Annotated in this window: 14 protein-coding genes; 4 read left to right on the top strand and 10 right to left on the bottom strand. The window is 62.5% G+C overall.

The window, feature by feature from the left end; all coding sequences use genetic code 11:
- The first annotated feature begins 1 nt into the window (after position 1).
- A complete protein-coding gene (locus tag ABE456_RS20925) occupies positions 2-3346 on the top strand; it encodes a DEAD/DEAH box helicase (RefSeq protein WP_346645623.1) in 3345 nt (1114 codons plus the stop codon).
- A 178-nt stretch (positions 3347-3524) separates the two neighbouring features.
- Here ABE456_RS20925 and nagZ read toward each other — a convergent pair whose 3' ends face one another.
- From nagZ to ABE456_RS20910, 3 genes are read right to left on the bottom strand one after another with little or no spacing between them, the layout of a single operon-like run.
- Positions 3525-4523 carry a beta-N-acetylhexosaminidase gene (gene nagZ / locus ABE456_RS20920; protein WP_172455937.1) on the bottom strand — a complete coding sequence of 333 codons (999 nt, stop codon included), beginning with the start codon at positions 4521-4523 and terminating at the stop codon, positions 3525-3527.
- 22 nt (positions 4524-4545) lie between these two features.
- Positions 4546-5070, bottom strand: a complete 525-nt coding sequence (locus tag ABE456_RS20915; protein ID WP_346645622.1) for a L,D-transpeptidase — start codon at positions 5068-5070, stop codon at positions 4546-4548.
- A gap of 40 nt (positions 5071-5110) precedes the next feature.
- Positions 5111-5824: a TetR/AcrR family transcriptional regulator gene (locus tag ABE456_RS20910; RefSeq protein WP_346645621.1), complete on the bottom strand. Its 714-nt coding sequence runs from the start codon at positions 5822-5824 to the stop codon at positions 5111-5113.
- Between the two features lie 215 nt (positions 5825-6039).
- On the opposite strand from ABE456_RS20910, the gene lexA reads away from it, so the two are divergent.
- Complete coding sequence (gene lexA / locus ABE456_RS20905; protein ID WP_346645620.1) at positions 6040-6648, top strand: transcriptional repressor LexA; 609 nt, start codon at positions 6040-6042, stop codon at positions 6646-6648.
- 13 nt (positions 6649-6661) lie between these two features.
- Positions 6662-7138, top strand: a complete 477-nt coding sequence (gene sulA, locus ABE456_RS20900; RefSeq protein WP_346645619.1) for an SOS-induced cell division inhibitor SulA — start codon at positions 6662-6664, stop codon at positions 7136-7138.
- Between the two features lie 50 nt (positions 7139-7188).
- Here the strand turns inward: sulA and ABE456_RS20895 are convergent, their stop codons facing one another.
- From ABE456_RS20895 to ABE456_RS20865, 7 genes are all read right to left on the bottom strand, one after another.
- Positions 7189-7422 (bottom strand): hypothetical protein, encoded by a 234-nt coding sequence (locus tag ABE456_RS20895; RefSeq protein WP_004376430.1) that lies wholly within the window; start codon positions 7420-7422, stop codon positions 7189-7191.
- Between the two features lie 50 nt (positions 7423-7472).
- Positions 7473-7988 carry a DUF6586 family protein gene (locus ABE456_RS20890; RefSeq protein WP_346645618.1) on the bottom strand — a complete coding sequence of 172 codons (516 nt, stop codon included), beginning with the start codon at positions 7986-7988 and terminating at the stop codon, positions 7473-7475.
- A 90-nt stretch (positions 7989-8078) separates the two neighbouring features.
- On the bottom strand, positions 8079-10688 hold the full coding sequence (gene topA / locus ABE456_RS20885) for a type I DNA topoisomerase (RefSeq protein ID WP_346645617.1): 2610 nt from the start codon (positions 10686-10688) through the stop codon (positions 8079-8081).
- 100 nt (positions 10689-10788) lie between these two features.
- Positions 10789-11040 carry a DUF1653 domain-containing protein gene (locus ABE456_RS20880; RefSeq protein WP_346645616.1) on the bottom strand — a complete coding sequence of 84 codons (252 nt, stop codon included), beginning with the start codon at positions 11038-11040 and terminating at the stop codon, positions 10789-10791.
- 77 nt (positions 11041-11117) lie between these two features.
- Positions 11118-12293: an acetyl-CoA C-acyltransferase FadA gene (fadA, locus tag ABE456_RS20875; protein WP_346645615.1), complete on the bottom strand. Its 1176-nt coding sequence runs from the start codon at positions 12291-12293 to the stop codon at positions 11118-11120.
- A gap of 31 nt (positions 12294-12324) precedes the next feature.
- Positions 12325-14472 carry a fatty acid oxidation complex subunit alpha FadB gene (gene fadB, locus ABE456_RS20870; RefSeq protein WP_346645614.1) on the bottom strand — a complete coding sequence of 716 codons (2148 nt, stop codon included), beginning with the start codon at positions 14470-14472 and terminating at the stop codon, positions 12325-12327.
- 630 nt (positions 14473-15102) lie between these two features.
- Positions 15103-15540 carry a hypothetical protein gene (locus ABE456_RS20865; protein WP_346645613.1) on the bottom strand — a complete coding sequence of 146 codons (438 nt, stop codon included), beginning with the start codon at positions 15538-15540 and terminating at the stop codon, positions 15103-15105.
- A 110-nt stretch (positions 15541-15650) separates the two neighbouring features.
- On the opposite strand from ABE456_RS20865, the gene ABE456_RS20860 reads away from it, so the two are divergent.
- Positions 15651-16091 carry a universal stress protein gene (locus ABE456_RS20860; protein WP_056806485.1) on the top strand — a complete coding sequence of 147 codons (441 nt, stop codon included), beginning with the start codon at positions 15651-15653 and terminating at the stop codon, positions 16089-16091.
- Positions 16092-16184 lie beyond the last annotated feature (93 nt).

Below are 16184 nucleotides of genomic sequence, written 5' to 3'. Positions count from 1 at the left end.
TGTGAGCGAGAGCGATGCGCAGTTCTTTGTGCGGGCGCACAACGGCTGGACGCTTGCGTTTGACCGCAAGTCTCTGCAACGCGGCCTGGATTATGCCGAGGAAGGCAGAAGCGAAATCGTATCCATCCTCGACATGACCGTCCGCGCCCAGTGCGCAGGCTCCGCCGGCCAGACCTACTACCAGCGCATCACGCTGGACATGACTGAAGATGGCCTGGAGTGCCAAGGCAGTTGCTCATGCCCGGTGGGAGAAGACTGCAAGCATTGTGCGGCTGCCCTCTATTTGCTGGAGCGCGGGCCGGATTACGCCGAAGGCAGCCATGATGCCCCTCACCCACCTGTTGACGCAGCCCGGCACTCCCTGGACCTCCCCCCTGAACTCGCCCATTGGGTCGAGGCCTTGGAAGCTCCAACAAAGCCTGCCGAGCCTGCCAAGCGCAAAGGCCCGTCGCTCTACTACAAGGTCGTTAACGAGCACGGCCTTAGCACGCTCAGCGTATCCAAAGGCACCTGTGAAGCCGATGGCCAGCTGAAGCTGGCCCGTGCCAGTTCGCTGCCTGAGATGCTCTATTACACGCCACGTTATGTAACGGATGAAGACCTGCGCATCCTCAGACTGATTGACGCCCTTGGCAAAAGCTCCAACATGCCAATCGCGAGGCTGGAAGGAAAGCAAGGCGCAGAGCTGTACGAGTTCGCACTGGCCAGTGGGCGACTGATCTACGGCGAGCAACTGTTGCCACTAGCACCTGGGCCGACACTGCCTGCCGAGTTTCGCTGGATGAGGCTTGAGAACGGCAGCTATCGTGGTGCGTGGCACCATGATGAGCGGATGCATGACATGGCACTGCCACTCGACCCGCTCTATTACATCGATACCCAGACGGGCATGACTGGCAAGCTGGTACATGATCTTGATCCGTTCATTGCCAGCCAACTGGCAAGCGCACCTACGGTGCCCGAGCACTTGATCATCCCCCTGAGCCACCGCTTGAATGCGCTGAATCGCCAGGTTCCAACGCCTACAAGCGTACGCAGTGAAGAGATCGACAGTGTTCAACCCAGGCCGCACCTGACGCTGGGCAGCCTCGAATTCAGCGCCTACATGCCCAAGACCGGGCGTATGCAGCGGCAGATGCAGCATCGGGCCGCGCTGGCGTTCGACTATGACGGTTTACGCGCCAGCGGCAGCGACGAAAAACCGCTGACCCGCCTGGTAGACAACACCAGCCAGCGCATCCGCCGCCAGCCGCAAGCCGAGCAGGCGCTGCGCAAGCTGTTGCGCGACCTGGGCTTCAAGGCCGCCACCCGACAAAGCAAGGCCCTGCCCGACAGCGCCGGCGAAATGTTTCAGCTGCCAGACGACGAAGCCTGGCTAAGCTTTGCCCGCGAAGGCCTGCCGCACCTGCGCGAGGCCGGGTGGGACATCGACATCCACCGCGATTTCGCCTTCAACCTGCAAGAGGTGGACGACTGGTACGCCACCATCGACGAAGCCCCCGGCCATGAATGGTTCGACCTGGAGCTAGGCATCGTGGTCGATGGCCAGCGCCACAGCCTGCTGCCGATCGTGCTGCAACTGCTGCGCAGCAACCCGGAGCTGCTGCGCCCCAGCGAGCTGGCCCGACGCAGTGACGACGAGCACTTGCTGATCGACCTCAACCGCGGCCGCCTGGACGCCCCAGCCCTGCGCGTCGCCCTGCCCTACGGCCGCATCAAGGCAGTCATGGGTACCCTGGGCGAGCTGTACCTGCACCAAGACGCCGCTGGCACGGCCCTGCGCATGGAGCGCGCCGACGCCGCACGCCTGAACGAAATCGAAGGCCTGCCTCTGCACTGGGAGGGTGGCGAGCATGTGCGCGACCTGGGCCGCCGCCTGCGCGATGCCCGCGACCTGCAAGTGGCGCCGCCAAGCGGGCTGCAGGCCAGCTTGCGCCCCTACCAGCAACAGGGCCTGAACTGGCTGCAAGCGCTGCGCGAGATGGGCACCGGCGGCATCCTCGGCGACGACATGGGCCTGGGCAAGACCCTGCAGGCCTTGGCCCACCTGCTGCTGGAGAAAGAGTCCGGGCGCCTCGGCACACCTGCCCTGGCAGTGATGCCTACCAGCCTGATACCCAACTGGCTGGACGAAGCCCAGCGCTTTGCCCCCAACCTGCGCGTGCTGGCATTGCACGGGCCGGGGCGCAGCAAACATTTTGCCAAGCTGCACGAATACGACCTGGTCCTGACCACCTATGCCTTGATACCGCGCGACCTTGAACACCTGCGTACCCAGGCCTGGCAGGTGCTGGTGCTGGACGAGGCGCAGAACATCAAGAGCAGCACCAGCAAGGCCGCCCTCGCCGTCTGCGAGCTACAAGCTACCCAGCGCGTGTGCCTGACCGGCACGCCGATGGAAAACAACCTGGGCGAGCTGTGGTCGATTTTCCATTTCCTCATGCCCGGCTGGCTGGGTGACCTGAAGCGCTTCAACCAGGACTACCGCACACCGATCGAGCGCCACGGCGACAGCGAGCGCCTGGCCCATCTGGTCACGCGCATCCGCCCGTTCCTGCTGCGCCGCACCAAGGAACAAGTGGCCACCGAGCTGCCGGCCAAGACCGAGATGGTGCACTGGGTCGAACTCAGCGACGCCCAGCGCGACACCTACGAAGCCGTGCGAGTGGCCATGGACCAGAAAGTCCGCGACGAAATCGCCCGCAATGGCGCCGCGCGCAGCCAGATCGTGATCCTCGACGCCCTGCTCAAGCTGCGCCAGGTGTGCTGCGACCTGCGCCTGGTCAAAGGCGTGGAAAGCAAAGGCAACCAGGCCGACAAAGGCAAGCTGGGCGCACTGCTGGAAATGCTTGAAGAACTGCTCAGCGAAGGGCGCCGGGTACTGCTGTTCTCGCAGTTCACCTCGATGCTGGCGTTGATCGAGCAGGAACTGGAAAAGCGCAAGATCCGCTACAGCCTGCTTACCGGCGACACCCGCGACCGGCGCACGCCGGTGCAGGAGTTCCAGCAGGGTGACAGCGAAGTGTTCCTGATCAGCCTGAAGGCAGGTGGCGTGGGCTTGAACCTGACGGCTGCGGACACGGTGATCCACTTCGACCCCTGGTGGAACCCGGCCAGCGAAAACCAGGCCACCGACCGCGCCTACCGCATTGGCCAGGACAAGCCGGTGTTCGTGTTCAAGCTGATTACCCGGGGCACGGTGGAAGAGAAGATCCAGCTGCTGCAGCAGGAGAAAGCCGCGCTGGCGGCAAGCCTGCTGGATGGTGGGCAGGCTGGGCAGTGGCGGCTGGGGGATGAGGAGATCGAGGCACTATTTGCGCCGCTGCCTGGGAAACGAGGGCGTTAAAGCCTGAGTCCTCTGGCGCCTGTACCGGCCTCTTCGCGGGCTTGCCCGCTCCCACAGGGATCGCACCGCTGGCAATGCCTGTGCAGCACTTGTGGGAGCGGGCAAGCCCGCGAAGAGGCCAGTACAGGCCTACATCACACCTGTGGGAGCTGGCTTGCCGGCGAAGAGGCCGGCAAGGTCAATCGACCAGCTGGGCTTCCTTCAACGCCCCCAACGCCTCCAGCCACCGCGGCTGCTGGCGATAATCGGTTCGCGCAAAGCCTTGCCCGCGCATCCGCGCAATCCGCGGCGAGGGCTTGACCTTCATGCGCTGCGCCGCGCTCAGTGCCAGCTCTGCCGCCGCCCGGTCGTTGCACACCAGGCCCATGTCACAGCCCGCGCTCAGCGCCGCCTCGATGCGGCTGGCTGCATCCCCGACTACATGCGCACCGGCCATCGACAGGTCATCACTGAAGATCACCCCGTCAAAACCCAGCTCGCCGCGCAGGATATCCTGCAACCAGCGCCGCGAGAAACCGGCCGGCTGGTTGTCTACCTGCGGGTAGATGACATGCGCCGGCATCACCGCCGCCAGCTGCCCGCTCAGGCGGGTGAACGGCACCAGGTCGGCCTGGCGCAGCTGCTCAAGGCTGCGCTCATCGGTGGGGATGGCCACATGCGAGTCAGCCTCGGCCCAGCCATGCCCCGGGAAGTGCTTGCCACAGGCGGCCATGCCCGCCGCGTTCATGCCGCGGATGAACGCCCCGGCCAGTTGCGTGGCCCGCAGCGGGTCACCCTCGAAGGCACGGCTGCCGACCACGGCGCTGCGCTGGTGGTCCAGGTCGAGCACCGGGGCGAAGCTCAGGTCCAGGCCAACCGCCAGCACCTCGGTCGCCATCAACCAGCCGCACTGCTCGGCCAGGTACTCGGCGTTGTCGTTGTCAGCCAGCGCACGCATGGCTGGCAGGCGCACAAAACCCTGGCGCAAGCGCTGCACACGCCCGCCTTCCTGGTCTACCGCCAGAATCAGGTCGGGGCGGATGGCGCGGATCGACGCGCACAGTTCACGTACCTGGCGCGGGCTGTCGATATTGCGGGCAAAGATGATCAGGCCAGCCACTTCGGGCTGGCGCAGCAGGTGACGGTCTTCGGCGGTCAGCCATTTACCGGCGATATCCACCATCAAGGAGCCTTGCAGGCTGACGGTCATGGGTAATCCTTCATTGAAGACTGAGTGAGGCCCACTGGGGGCAGGCGGCCTGCTCGATGCGCACCAGGCAATGGCCCGGCACCCGTTCGAACAGGCTTAGCAAGTCGGTGTTGCGCAGGCGTATGCAGCCATGGGACAACGCTATACCCATGGGTTCCGTATCCGGAGTGCCGTGCAGGTAGATATAGCGGCGGAATGTGTCAACCGCACCCAAGCGGTTGAAACCTGGCTCGCAGCCACTGAGCCAGAGAATGCGGGTGAGGATCCAGTCCCGACCGGGGTACTGCGCGTGCAGGGCTGGTGACCACACCTCGCCGGTCCAGCGCCGCCCACGCAGCACGGCATTGAGCGGCAGGCCTGCACCAATCCGTGCGCGCACTTGGTGCAGCCCGCGCGGCGTGCAGCCAGAGCCGTTGCGCTCACCGGCGCCATTGCGTGCGGTGGACACTTCAAGGCGCACACGCAGCTGCCCCATGGCAAAACCATAGAGGCACTGGTCGGCGAGGGAAATGTGCAGGAAATCAAGGTCAGGCATGGGCGCTAGCTTAGCTGAAGCGCCCTGCCCCGCCCAGCTCTCAAGCCTTGGCGGTGGTGGTGCTGGCGCTGGTCTTGCTGCGCGGGCGCAGTTGTGCAGTGGCCATGGCGTCGTCGGTAACACCACTGTCGGCGCGCATGCCCGCCGCCAGGAACGGCACCATCAGGCGCATCACCTGCTCGATCGAGGTATTGATGCCGAAGTCGGTCTCGGCAATCGCCCGCAGCGCCTTGATACCCGACATGCTGAAGGCGGCAGCACCGAGCATGAAGTGCACGCGCCAGAACAGTTCCAGTGGCGGAATACGTGGCGCGGCCTCGTTGACCAGCAGCATGTAGCGGCGGAACACCTTGCCGTACATGTCTTCCAGGTAACGCCGCAGGTGGCCCTGGCTCTGGCTGAAGGCCAGCCCCAGCAGACGCATGAAGATCGACAGGTCGTTGTTGCTGCGTGGCTGCACGGCCAGCGCCTGTTCGACCAGCATTTCCAGCAGCTCTTCAAGGCTGGTTTTTTGCTCAGGCTTGGCCTGGCGCCGCTCCAGTTCACGCTCGAGGCTGGCGCAGAACGGCCCGAGGAAGCGCGAGAATACCGCCTGGATCAGGGCCTTCTTGGAGCCGAAGTGATAGTTGACCGCCGCCAGGTTGACCCCGGCCTTGCTGGTAATCAGCCGCAACGAGGTTTCTGCGAACCCCCTTTCCGCGAACAGCTGCTCGGCAGCATCGAGAATGCGTTCAACGGTTTCCGATTGGGCCATGACTACTCCGACTACTCCGCCAGACAAACAGGTGTTTGAAACATACGTTTCAGCCCTGCTTCTGTCAAGGCTCGGTGACCGGGCGGTCGCCATTTAAAAGCGCCAAGCGGCCCGCTGCAAGCGCCATTGCTACTGTTTATTGCAGGTTTTGTCTTGCAGCGCATCCAGTACTGTATATAATCCCAGTCACTGTACAAAAAGACAGAGCGCTCACCATGTTGAAACTGACGCCACGCCAAGCCGAAATTCTCGCGTTCATCAAGCGCTGCCTGGAAGACAATGGCTTCCCGCCAACCCGCGCCGAAATCGCTCAAGAGCTAGGCTTCAAGTCGCCCAATGCCGCCGAGGAGCATCTCAAAGCGCTCGCCCGCAAGGGCGCGATCGAGATGACCCCTGGCGCCTCCCGTGGCATCCGCATCCCCGGCCTGGAAGCCAAAGCCGAAGAAAGCGGCCTGCCGATCATCGGCCGGGTTGCTGCCGGTGCACCGATCCTTGCCGAGCAGCACATCGAGCAATCCTGCAACATCAACCCTGCCTTCTTCCACCCGCAGGCCGACTACTTGTTGCGCGTACACGGCATGAGCATGAAGGACGTCGGCATCTTCGACGGCGACCTGCTGGCGGTACACACCTGCCGCGAAGCCCGCAACGGCCAGATCGTCGTGGCCCGCATCGGCGACGAAGTGACCGTCAAGCGCTTCAAGCGTGAAGGCAGCAAGGTCTGGCTGCTGGCCGAAAACCCCGAATTCGCCCCCATCGAAGTCGACCTGAACAAACAGGAACTGGTGATCGAGGGCTTGAGCGTCGGCGTCATTCGCCGCTGATCCAGGAGGCGTCATGCAGCAGTTCATTCACGCACCCGAGCAAGTCCAGTTGCCCCTGTTCGAAGCATTCCTCGCCCAACCCGTGCTACCGGGCCTGAAAGCCAGCGAACTGGCCCGCAAGAGCAACCACCCAGAGCTGTTCAGCGAACTGTCGCTGCGCGGCGCCCTCGGGCATTGCCAAAGCCTGCTGGCACCGGTCCTGCGCGAACTGAGCGAAGAGGACGAAGCCCGCTGGCTGACCCTGATCGCCCCGCCGTCGAGCCTGACCCAGGCCTGGCTGCGCGATGCCGGGCTCAACCGTGAACGCATCCTGCTGCTGCAACCTCGCGGCAATCAAAGTCCGCTGCAACTGGCCTGCGAAGCCTTGCGCCTGGGCCGCAGCCACACTGTGGTCAGCTGGCTGGGCAACGTCAATGCCAATGCACGCCAGCAATTGCTACGCGCTGCCAGTGCCGGAAACGCACAAAGCCTGAACATCCGCCTTGGCTGATGTTCAGGCTTTGCCTGTCACTTCAATAAGCCTGATGCACTGCTGCACAATCAGTGCAGCACGCGCGGACCTTCATCACGCTCAAGCTCGCCATCCATCAGGCGACCAGCCATCTGCACGCCCACACTGAGCATGGCCTTGGCCACTTCCACATGCTGGCCCTGCAGGAACGCCTTGGCGTCTTCCGAAAAGTCCAAGGTTACCAGAGAGCCTTCATCCTCGGCGCGACGCAGTTCGATGCGGCCATCAGGCAACTCGACAATTTCCAGAAACGACGTAGACATAAATGGCAGTTCTCCGCGAAAGGCAAGCATTGTACCAGCCGTAGCGGCTATCAGCACTCACTCAACGCGTCGCGGAAACGTCTCACCAGGCCCTTGAGGTTGTTGCGCCAGCTCTCCAGCTCGGCCCGCGACAGCGCAGGATGCTCGGGCTCATCGAGATTGACGGCCTGGATCAGCGGCTGGGTGACATCGGTTTTTGCAGTTTTCTTCGCGACAGGTGGTCGGAACAAATCGGCATAAGCACCGAGCATTTGCGCCAGCCAGGTTTCACGCTGGCGGGCCAGCTCCAGCAGCTCGGCGACTTCCGGAATGGCGATGCCGTTCAGCGCGTCGTCAGCCAAGGCCTGCTCGACCGTGGCAACAACTGGCAGGCGGTAGAAGCCGCCGATCTCATGGCACATGCCCAGCAGCGCGCCGTACAGGTGGAACAGCGCCGACTCGCGCTCGGCCTGGACCAGGCCCTGGGCGTTCATGGCCTGGCTTTGCTCGGCCTTGGCCATGGACTCCAGGGCAAGGCCGGCGAAGAACAGTTTCTGGTTGGTGCGGGTGTAGGTTTCCTGGGCCATTGCGAATGACCTCCCATTAGGCTGCAAGGCAAGTACCTGCATCATAAATGATTGGGGCCGCGAAGCGGCCCCAATTACAGCGCTGAAGGATTAGCGCTTGTCTTCAACTTTCCACGCACCACCGTCGTAGAACGCCTTCCAGCCGGTCGGCTTGCCATCAACCTCGGACTGCACGTACTGCTCCTTGGTCTTGCGGCTGTAGCGGATCACCGCCGGGCGGCCGTCCGGGTCTTTCTGCGGCGCATCGCACAGGAAGTGGTACTTCGGGTCAATCTCATGCTTGTGCGGCACGATCTCCAGCACCAGCGGTGCGCGGGTTTCGCGGTTCTTGGGGAACTGGCTGGCAGCCAGGAACAGCCCCGAAGCGCCGTCACGCAGCACGTAGGTGTCGTCGACCTTCTCGCACTTGAGTTCCGGCATATCCACCTTGTCCATCTTAGGTGGCGCCGCCTCGCCGCTCTTGAGCAGCTTGCGGGTGTTCTTGCACGCCGCGTTGGTGCAACCGAAGAACTTGCCGAAACGGCCAGTCTTGAGCTGCATCTCGCTACCGCACTTGTCGCACTCCAGACTTGGCCCTTCGTAGCCCTTGATGCGGTAGTTGCCTTCCTCGATCTCGTAGCCCGCGCAATCCGGGTTGTTACCGCAGATGTGAAGCTTGTGCTTCTCGTCCAGCAGGTAGGCGTCCATCGCCGTGGCGCAGATCGGGCAGCGGTGCTTGCCCAACAGCACGCGGGATTCCGATTCGCCCTCGTCGTCAGCGGCAATCTCGTCGCCCGGCACCAGGTTGACGGTGGCCTTGCAGCGCTCTTTCGGCGGCAGGCTGTAGCCCGAGCAACCGAGGAATACACCGGTGGAGGCGGTGCGGATCATCATCGGCCGGCCACATTCCTTGCACGGAATGTTGGTCATGGTCGGCTGGTTGGCGCGCATGCCGTCTTCACTGGACTCGGCGGTTTGCAGCTTCTTGCTGAAGTCGCCATAGAACTCATCGAGCACGTTCTTCCAGTCACGCTCACCCTGGGCCACGTCGTCGAGGTTCTCTTCCATGTCGGCGGTGAAGCCGTAGTCCATCAGGTTGGAGAAGCTCTCGGACAAGCGCTCAGTGACGATGTCGCCCATCTTCTCGGAGTAGAAGCGGCGGTTGTGCAGGGTCACATAGCCACGGTCCTGGATGGTGGAAATGATCGCCGCATAGGTCGACGGGCGGCCAATGCCACGCTTTTCCATTTCCTTGACCAGGCTGGCTTCGGTGAAGCGCGCTGGCGGCTTGGTAAAGTGCTGGCTCGGGTCGATCTGGATCAGCTTCAGCGCTTCACCCTGGACCATCTCTGGCAGCACGTCGTCTTCGCCCGGCTTGCTCTGCTGTGGCAGCACACGGGTGTAACCGTCGAACTTGAGGATACGGCCCTTGGCGCGCAGCTCGAAATCGCCAGCCGCCACGGTGACGCTGGTGGACAGGTATTGCGCCGGCGGCATCTGGCAGGCCAGGAACTGGCGCCAGATCAGCTCGTACAGGCGCTCGGCGTCGCGCTCCATGCCGCTGAGCTTGGTCGGGTGGGTATTCACGTCAGAAGGACGAATCGCTTCGTGCGCCTCCTGGGCGCCTTCCTTGCTGCCGTATACCAGCGGCGCCTCAGGCAGGTACTGCTTGCCGAACTCCCGCTCGATGTAGCTGCGCGCCATGTCCAGGGCATCGGCCGACAGGTTGGTCGAGTCGGTACGCATGTAGGTGATGTAGCCCGCTTCGTACAAGCGCTGGGCCATCATCATGGTTTTCTTCACGCCGAAGCCCAGGCGGTTACTGGCCGCCTGCTGCAGGGTGGAGGTAATGAACGGTGCCGAAGGTTTGCTGCTGGTCGGGCGGTCTTCGCGCTTGACCACGCTGTAGCTGGAAGCCTTGAGCTTCTCCAGCGCAGCCATGGCCTGGGCTTCGTTCAGCGGCTTGAAGGCCTCGCCCTTCTCGCGCGCCACTTCGAAACGCACCTTGGCGTTCTTGGCGGTGCCGAGGTCGGCGTGAATTTCCCAGTACTCTTCCGGGATGAACGCACGGATTTCGCGCTCGCGCTCCACCACCAGCTTCACCGCCACCGATTGCACACGGCCGGCGGACAGGCCACGAGCGATCTTGGCCCACAGCAGCGGCGAGACCATGTAACCCACCACGCGGTCGAGGAAGCGCCGCGCCTGCTGGGCATTGACCCGGTCGATATCCAGTTCGCCCGGCTGCGAGAACGCTTCCTGGATGGCCTTCTTGGTAATTTCGTTGAACACCACGCGCTTGTAGCGGGTGTCGTCGCCGCCGATGGCCTCGCGCAGGTGCCAGGCAATGGCTTCCCCTTCGCGGTCCAAGTCGGTTGCGAGATAGATGGTGTCGGCATCCTTGGCCAGGCGGCGCAGCTCTTCGATCACCTTTTCCTTGCCAGGCAGGATCTCGTACTTGGCCTTCCAGCCCTGGTCCGGGTCGACGCCCATGCGCGCCACCAGCTGGCGACGGGCCTTTTCTTTTGGCGAAAGGGCCGGAGCCTCACCCGCAGCCTTGCCACGCTTGGCGGCCGGCTCTTTGCTTGCGCTGGCCGAACCGCTGGTGGGGAGGTCTCGGATATGGCCGATACTCGACTTCACCACGTACTGGTTACCCAGGTACTTGTTGATGGTCTTGGCCTTGGCCGGGGATTCCACAATGACCAGCGATTTGCCCATGGATCGGAGTATTCCTGAATCTGAAGATGAAAAACGCGTCAGGTGCCAGACGCGGCACCGCTATATATAGTGGCAAAAGTGTGAGGTCAAGTTCGGACGATCACTTGTGCGACTTGCCCAGCATCCCAGGCAGCCCGTCTTCGGCCTTGACCAAAGCAAAGCGTGGCACCTGCTCGCCGTCAACCTCGACGGACTCCTGGAACATCGAAAGTGGCCGCACCCAGAAGCTGTAATCACCATACAGGCATTGGTAGAACACCATCCACTCTTCGCTCTCGGAGTGCCGCGCAACACTGAAGACACGGTACTCAGGCCCTTTGTAATGCCGGTATACGCCTGGTTGTATCTGCATGTTGCACACCCTCTTGAATAAAGCCTGAAAAAAACAAAACCGGGGCACAAGGCCCCGGCTGCTGTCCCGCTACGCGATCAGACGCGTTCAAAGACAGTGGTGATACCTTGGCCAAGGCCGACGCACATGGTCGCCACCCCCAGAGTACCGCCATTCTGCTTCATGACGTTGAGCAGGGTGCCGGAAATCCGTGCCCCCGAGCAACCGAACGGGTGGCCCAAGGCAATGGCGCCGCCGTGCAGGTTAACCTTCTCATCCATCTTGTCGAGCACTTTCAAGTCTTTCAGCACCGGCAGGGCCTGTGCGGCAAAGGCTTCATTGAGCTCGATGAAGTCGATGTCGGCCATGGTCAAACCGGCACGCTTGAGGGCTTTCTGGGTCGACGGCACCGGGCCATAGCCCATGATCGCAGGGTCGACACCGGCTACCGCCATGGAGCGGATGACCGCCAATGGCTGGATACCGAGGTCCATGGCGCGCTGGCCGGACATGACGATCATGCACGAAGCACCGTCGGTGATCTGCGACGAGGTACCGGCAGTGACGGTACCGCCTTTCGGGTTGAACGCCGGCTTGAGCGACGCCAGGCCTTCGAGGGTGGTTTCCGGGCGAATGGTTTCGTCGAAATCGAACACCTTCAGGAAGCCGTTCTCGTCATAGCCCTGCATCGGGATGATCTCGTCCTTGAACTTGCCTTCAAGCGTGGCCTTGTGGGCCAGCTGGTGCGAACGCAAGCCGAACAGGTCCTGCTGCTCTCGGCTGATGCCGTGCATCTTGCCGAGCATTTCCGCAGTCAGGCCCATCATCCCGGAAGCCTTGGCGGCATGCAAGGACAGGTGCGGGTTGGGGTCGACGCCGTGCATCATGCTGACATGGCCCATGTGTTCCACGCCACCGACCACGAACACATCGCCGTTACCGGTCATGATGGCCTGGGCGGCGGTGTGCAGCGCGCTCATCGACGAGCCGCACAGGCGGCTGACGGTCTGCGCCGCGGAGGTGTGCGGGATCTGGGTCATCAGCGAGGCCATGCGGGCGATGTTCCAGCCCTGCTCCAGGGTCTGGTTGACGCAGCCCCAGATCACATCCTCGACCTCTTTCGGGTCGACCTTGCCGTTACGCTCCAGCAGCTTGCTGATCAGGTGCGCCGACATGTCTTCGGCGCGGGTATTACGGTGCATGCCACCCTTGGAGCGGCCCATTGGCGTGCGACCGAAGTCGACAATCACCACGTCTCTTGGATTCAGGCTCATATCAAATCTCTCGCTCTAGCTCGTTGACCGCTCAGTTGAAGAAGCGCTGGCCGTTCTTGGCCATTTCACGCAGCTTGGCGGTCGGGTGGTACAGCGGCCCCAGGTCGGCGTACTGATCGGCCAGGGCAACGAATTCGGCGACACCGATCGAGTCGATGTAGCGCAGCGCACCACCGCGGAAAGGAGGGAAACCAATGCCGTAGACCAGGCCCATGTCGGCTTCGGCGGCGGTTTCGACGATGCCGTCTTCCAGGCACCGCACGGTCTCCAGGCACAGTGGGACCATCATCCAGTTGATGATGTCTTCGTCGGTAACTTCACGCTGTTCGAAGACGATCGGCTTGAGCACGTCCAGTACGGTGGCGTCGAAAACCTTCTTCGGCTTGCCGCGCTTGTCGGTTTCGTAGGCGTAGAAGCCCTTGCCGTTCTTCTGGCCCAGGCGATTGGCCTCATATAGCGCGTCGACAGCCGAGCGGCGATCGTCCTTCATGCGGTCCGGGAAGCCGTCAGCCATCACGTCGCGGCCGTGGTGGCCGGTGTCGATGCCGACCACGTCCATCAGGTACGCCGGGCCCATCGGCCAGCCGAACTTTTCCATGACCTTGTCGATTCGCACGAAGTCGACACCGGCGCTGACCAGCTTGGCGAAGCCGCCGAAGTACGGGAACAATACGCGGTTGACCAGGAAGCCCGGGCAGTCGTTGACCACGATCGGATTCTTGCCCATTTTCTTGGCGTAGGCCACGGTGGTGGCGACTGCCACTTCACTGGACTTCTCGCCGCGGATCACTTCCACCAGCGGCATCATGTGCACCGGGTTGAAGAAGTGCATGCCGACGAAGTTTTCCGGGCGTTTCAACGCCTTTGCCAGCAGGTTGATGGAGATGGTCGAGGTGTTGGAGGCGAGGATCGCATCGTCCTTCACCTGGCCTTCCACTTCAGCCAGTACCGCCTGCTTGACTTTCGGGTTCTCGACCACGGCTTCGACGACGATGTCGACATTGGCGAAATCGCCATAGGACAGGGTCGGGCGAATGGCGTTGAGCGCCTCGGCCATCTTGGCCGGGGTCAGGCGGCCCTTCTCGACGCGGTTGCCGAGCAACTTGGAGGCCTCGTTCAGGCCTAGCTGGATGGCCTCCTCGCGGATGTCCTTCATCAGGATCGGGGTGCCCTTGACCGCCGACTGGTAGGCGATGCCGCCACCCATGATACCGGCGCCGAGCACGGCGGCCTGCTTCACGTCGTGAGCGATTTCGTCATGGGCCTTGGCTTTGCGCTTGAGCTCCTGGTCATTCAGGAACAGGCCGATCAGGCTTTCTGCGACCGAAGTCTTGGCCAGCTTGGCAAAGCCTGCTGCTTCGACTTCCAGGGCCTTGTCACGACCCAAATTGGCGGCCTTCTGGATGGTCTTGATGGCTTCGACCGGGGCCGGGTAGTTCGGGCCGGCCTGGCCGGCGACGAAGCCCTTGGCGGTCTCGAAGGCCATCATCTGCTCGATGGCGTTGAGCTTGAGCTTTTCCAGCTTGGGCTGGCGCTTGGCCTTGTAGTCCAGCTCACCGCTGATGGCGCGCTTGACCAAGTCCAGGGCACCGGCCATCAGCAGCTCAGGGGCGACCACGGCGTCGACGGCACCCACTTTCAGGGCGTCTTCGGCACGGTTTTCCTTACCGGCGGCAATCCACTCGATGGCGTTGTCCGAGCCGATCAGGCGCGGCAGGCGCACGGTACCGCCAAAGCCCGGGTAGATACCCAGCTTGACTTCCGGCAGGCCGATCTTGGCCGCGGTGGACATGACCCGGTAGTCGGCTGCCAGGCACATTTCCAGGCCGCCACCCAGGGCGATGCCGTTGATGGCGGCGACGGTCGGCACTTCGAGGTCTTCGAAGGCGTTGAAGATGCGGTTGGCTTCCAGGTTGCCGGCGACCAGTTCGGCCTCGGGCAGCTTGAAGTTGTCGACGAACTCGGTGATGTCGGCGCCGACGATGAACACGTCCTTGCCACTGCTGACGATCACGCCCTTGACCGAGGCGTCGGCCTGAATGGCATCGACGGCCTGGCGCAGCTCGTTCAGGGTCAGGCGGTTGAACTTGTTGACGGACTCACCCTTGAGGTCGAACTTGAGCTCGACGATGCCACTTTCAAGAGCCTTAACCGTGATGGCTTTACCTTCGTAAATCATCAACTGATCTCCACGATATGGAAGCTGAACTGTACACGCCGATCGCTGCAGCAAGAGCAGGCCTAGCTGCCCTGCCCCAGGCACACCCGTCAGCGCGCTAGTCGGAAGTATGGCTTGGCGTCATGACATACAAACGCTCAATTCATACGCCCGTTTGATTTGGGTGTGCACACATTCTCCGAAAAGATCGGCGTTGTCAAATGCTCACGAGCACGGCGAAAACGCGACTTTCCGGTCATTTTGTATCGTCCTGGTACAAAACATGATGACAGTGATCGCCGGTCATTCATGTCAGCGATTGACCACAGAGATTGGAGCAACGCTGCAACTTTCCGCTTGCGCGGCCCCCCCGGGCGGCTACACTGGCACTTGCTTGAATAAATACCCGGCCTGCCTGGCCTTTTCTGCGCAGCAGAACGCAAAGCGGCGACTTGGCACCCCACCCCTTCAGGGGATCGGCCAAGCCGCCGCTTTGTCGTTTCAGAAAGGATTTACCGGGTTTGGCGCCACCCTGTGGGAGCGGGCGTGCCCGCGAAGAATCCACCGCGGTAGCTGGCACCGGCTGCGCCGGTGTTCGCGGGCATGCCCGCTCCCACAGGTCGGTGTCAACCTTAAAGGCGTGGTGACCTGTCAGGCCAGGGTTTCGAGGACGTAGGCAACATCCTGCAACACAGCCGTATCGCCGCGCTCGGTCCAGTACAGGGCGATCATTCGCGCATCGGCCTCGACCTTGTACACGCTCGCCGGCAAGCGCACCAAGGCCTCGATGAAGCGGGGATCTTCACAGGGTTCGCGCCACTGGTTCCACCAAACCCCCGGGGTAACCTGCCAGAAGCTGAAGCTGTCCTCATGCCCACGGCGGCGTGCCCGGTGGTATTGCGGGCATGGGCTTGGTGGCTCCTTTTCCAGCCAGTGCGGCCACTGCTGCGGCGCCAGCTGCATGGCCAGGCCCATGCGCCGCGCCTCTAGGCGCAGCTTCATCTGCTCGCTCTGCTTGCGCGAGCTGCGCAACCAGGAAAGCGGGCTGAGAATCAGCGCAAGGATTGACACCACCAGCAATACCGTCATATCAGTAGATCCCATAAAGCGTTGCAAATGAGCTGGTTAGCCATTTTTCACGGAAGACCCGCCCGAAAGCGACCATACTTCTTCTATCGCGATTGTCAGGAGTACCGCTCATGCAATACGAACATTTGTTGGTCGCCGTCGACCTGACCGAAGAATGCGACCCGGTGATCAAACGTGCCATGGCGCTGGCCGCACCGTCGAATGCCAAGGTGTCGCTGGTGCACATCGTCGAGCCAATGGCCATGGCATTTGGCGGTGACGTACCGATGGACCTGTCGCAACTGCAACAGCAGCAGTTCGACCAGGCCAAGGAACGTATGGAACGCCTGTTCAACAAGTACCCAGACATCCACCGCGGTGATTCGCACCTGACCTACGGCCAACCGCGCCAGGAAATCCACCAACTGGCCAAGGACCAGAAGTGCGACCTGATCGTGGTCGGCAGCCATGGCCGCCATGGCCTGGCGTTGCTGCTGGGCTCCACGGCCAATGACGTGCTGCATGGCGCGCCGTGTGATGTGCTGGCGGTGCGGTTGCAGAAGAAAGAATGATTCAACCTGAACCGGCCTTATCGCCGGCAAGCCAGCTCCCACAGGAATACCACAAGGCTTGAAACCTGTGGTGTGCCTGTGGGAGGTGGCGTG

It is taken from the genome of Pseudomonas sp. TWI929 (assembly GCF_039673335.1).
In the GTDB taxonomy this organism is placed as follows: Bacteria; Pseudomonadota; Gammaproteobacteria; order Pseudomonadales; family Pseudomonadaceae; genus Aquipseudomonas.
Note: the sequence above shows the minus strand (reverse complement) of the source record. Positions and strands in the feature narration are given on the sequence as shown.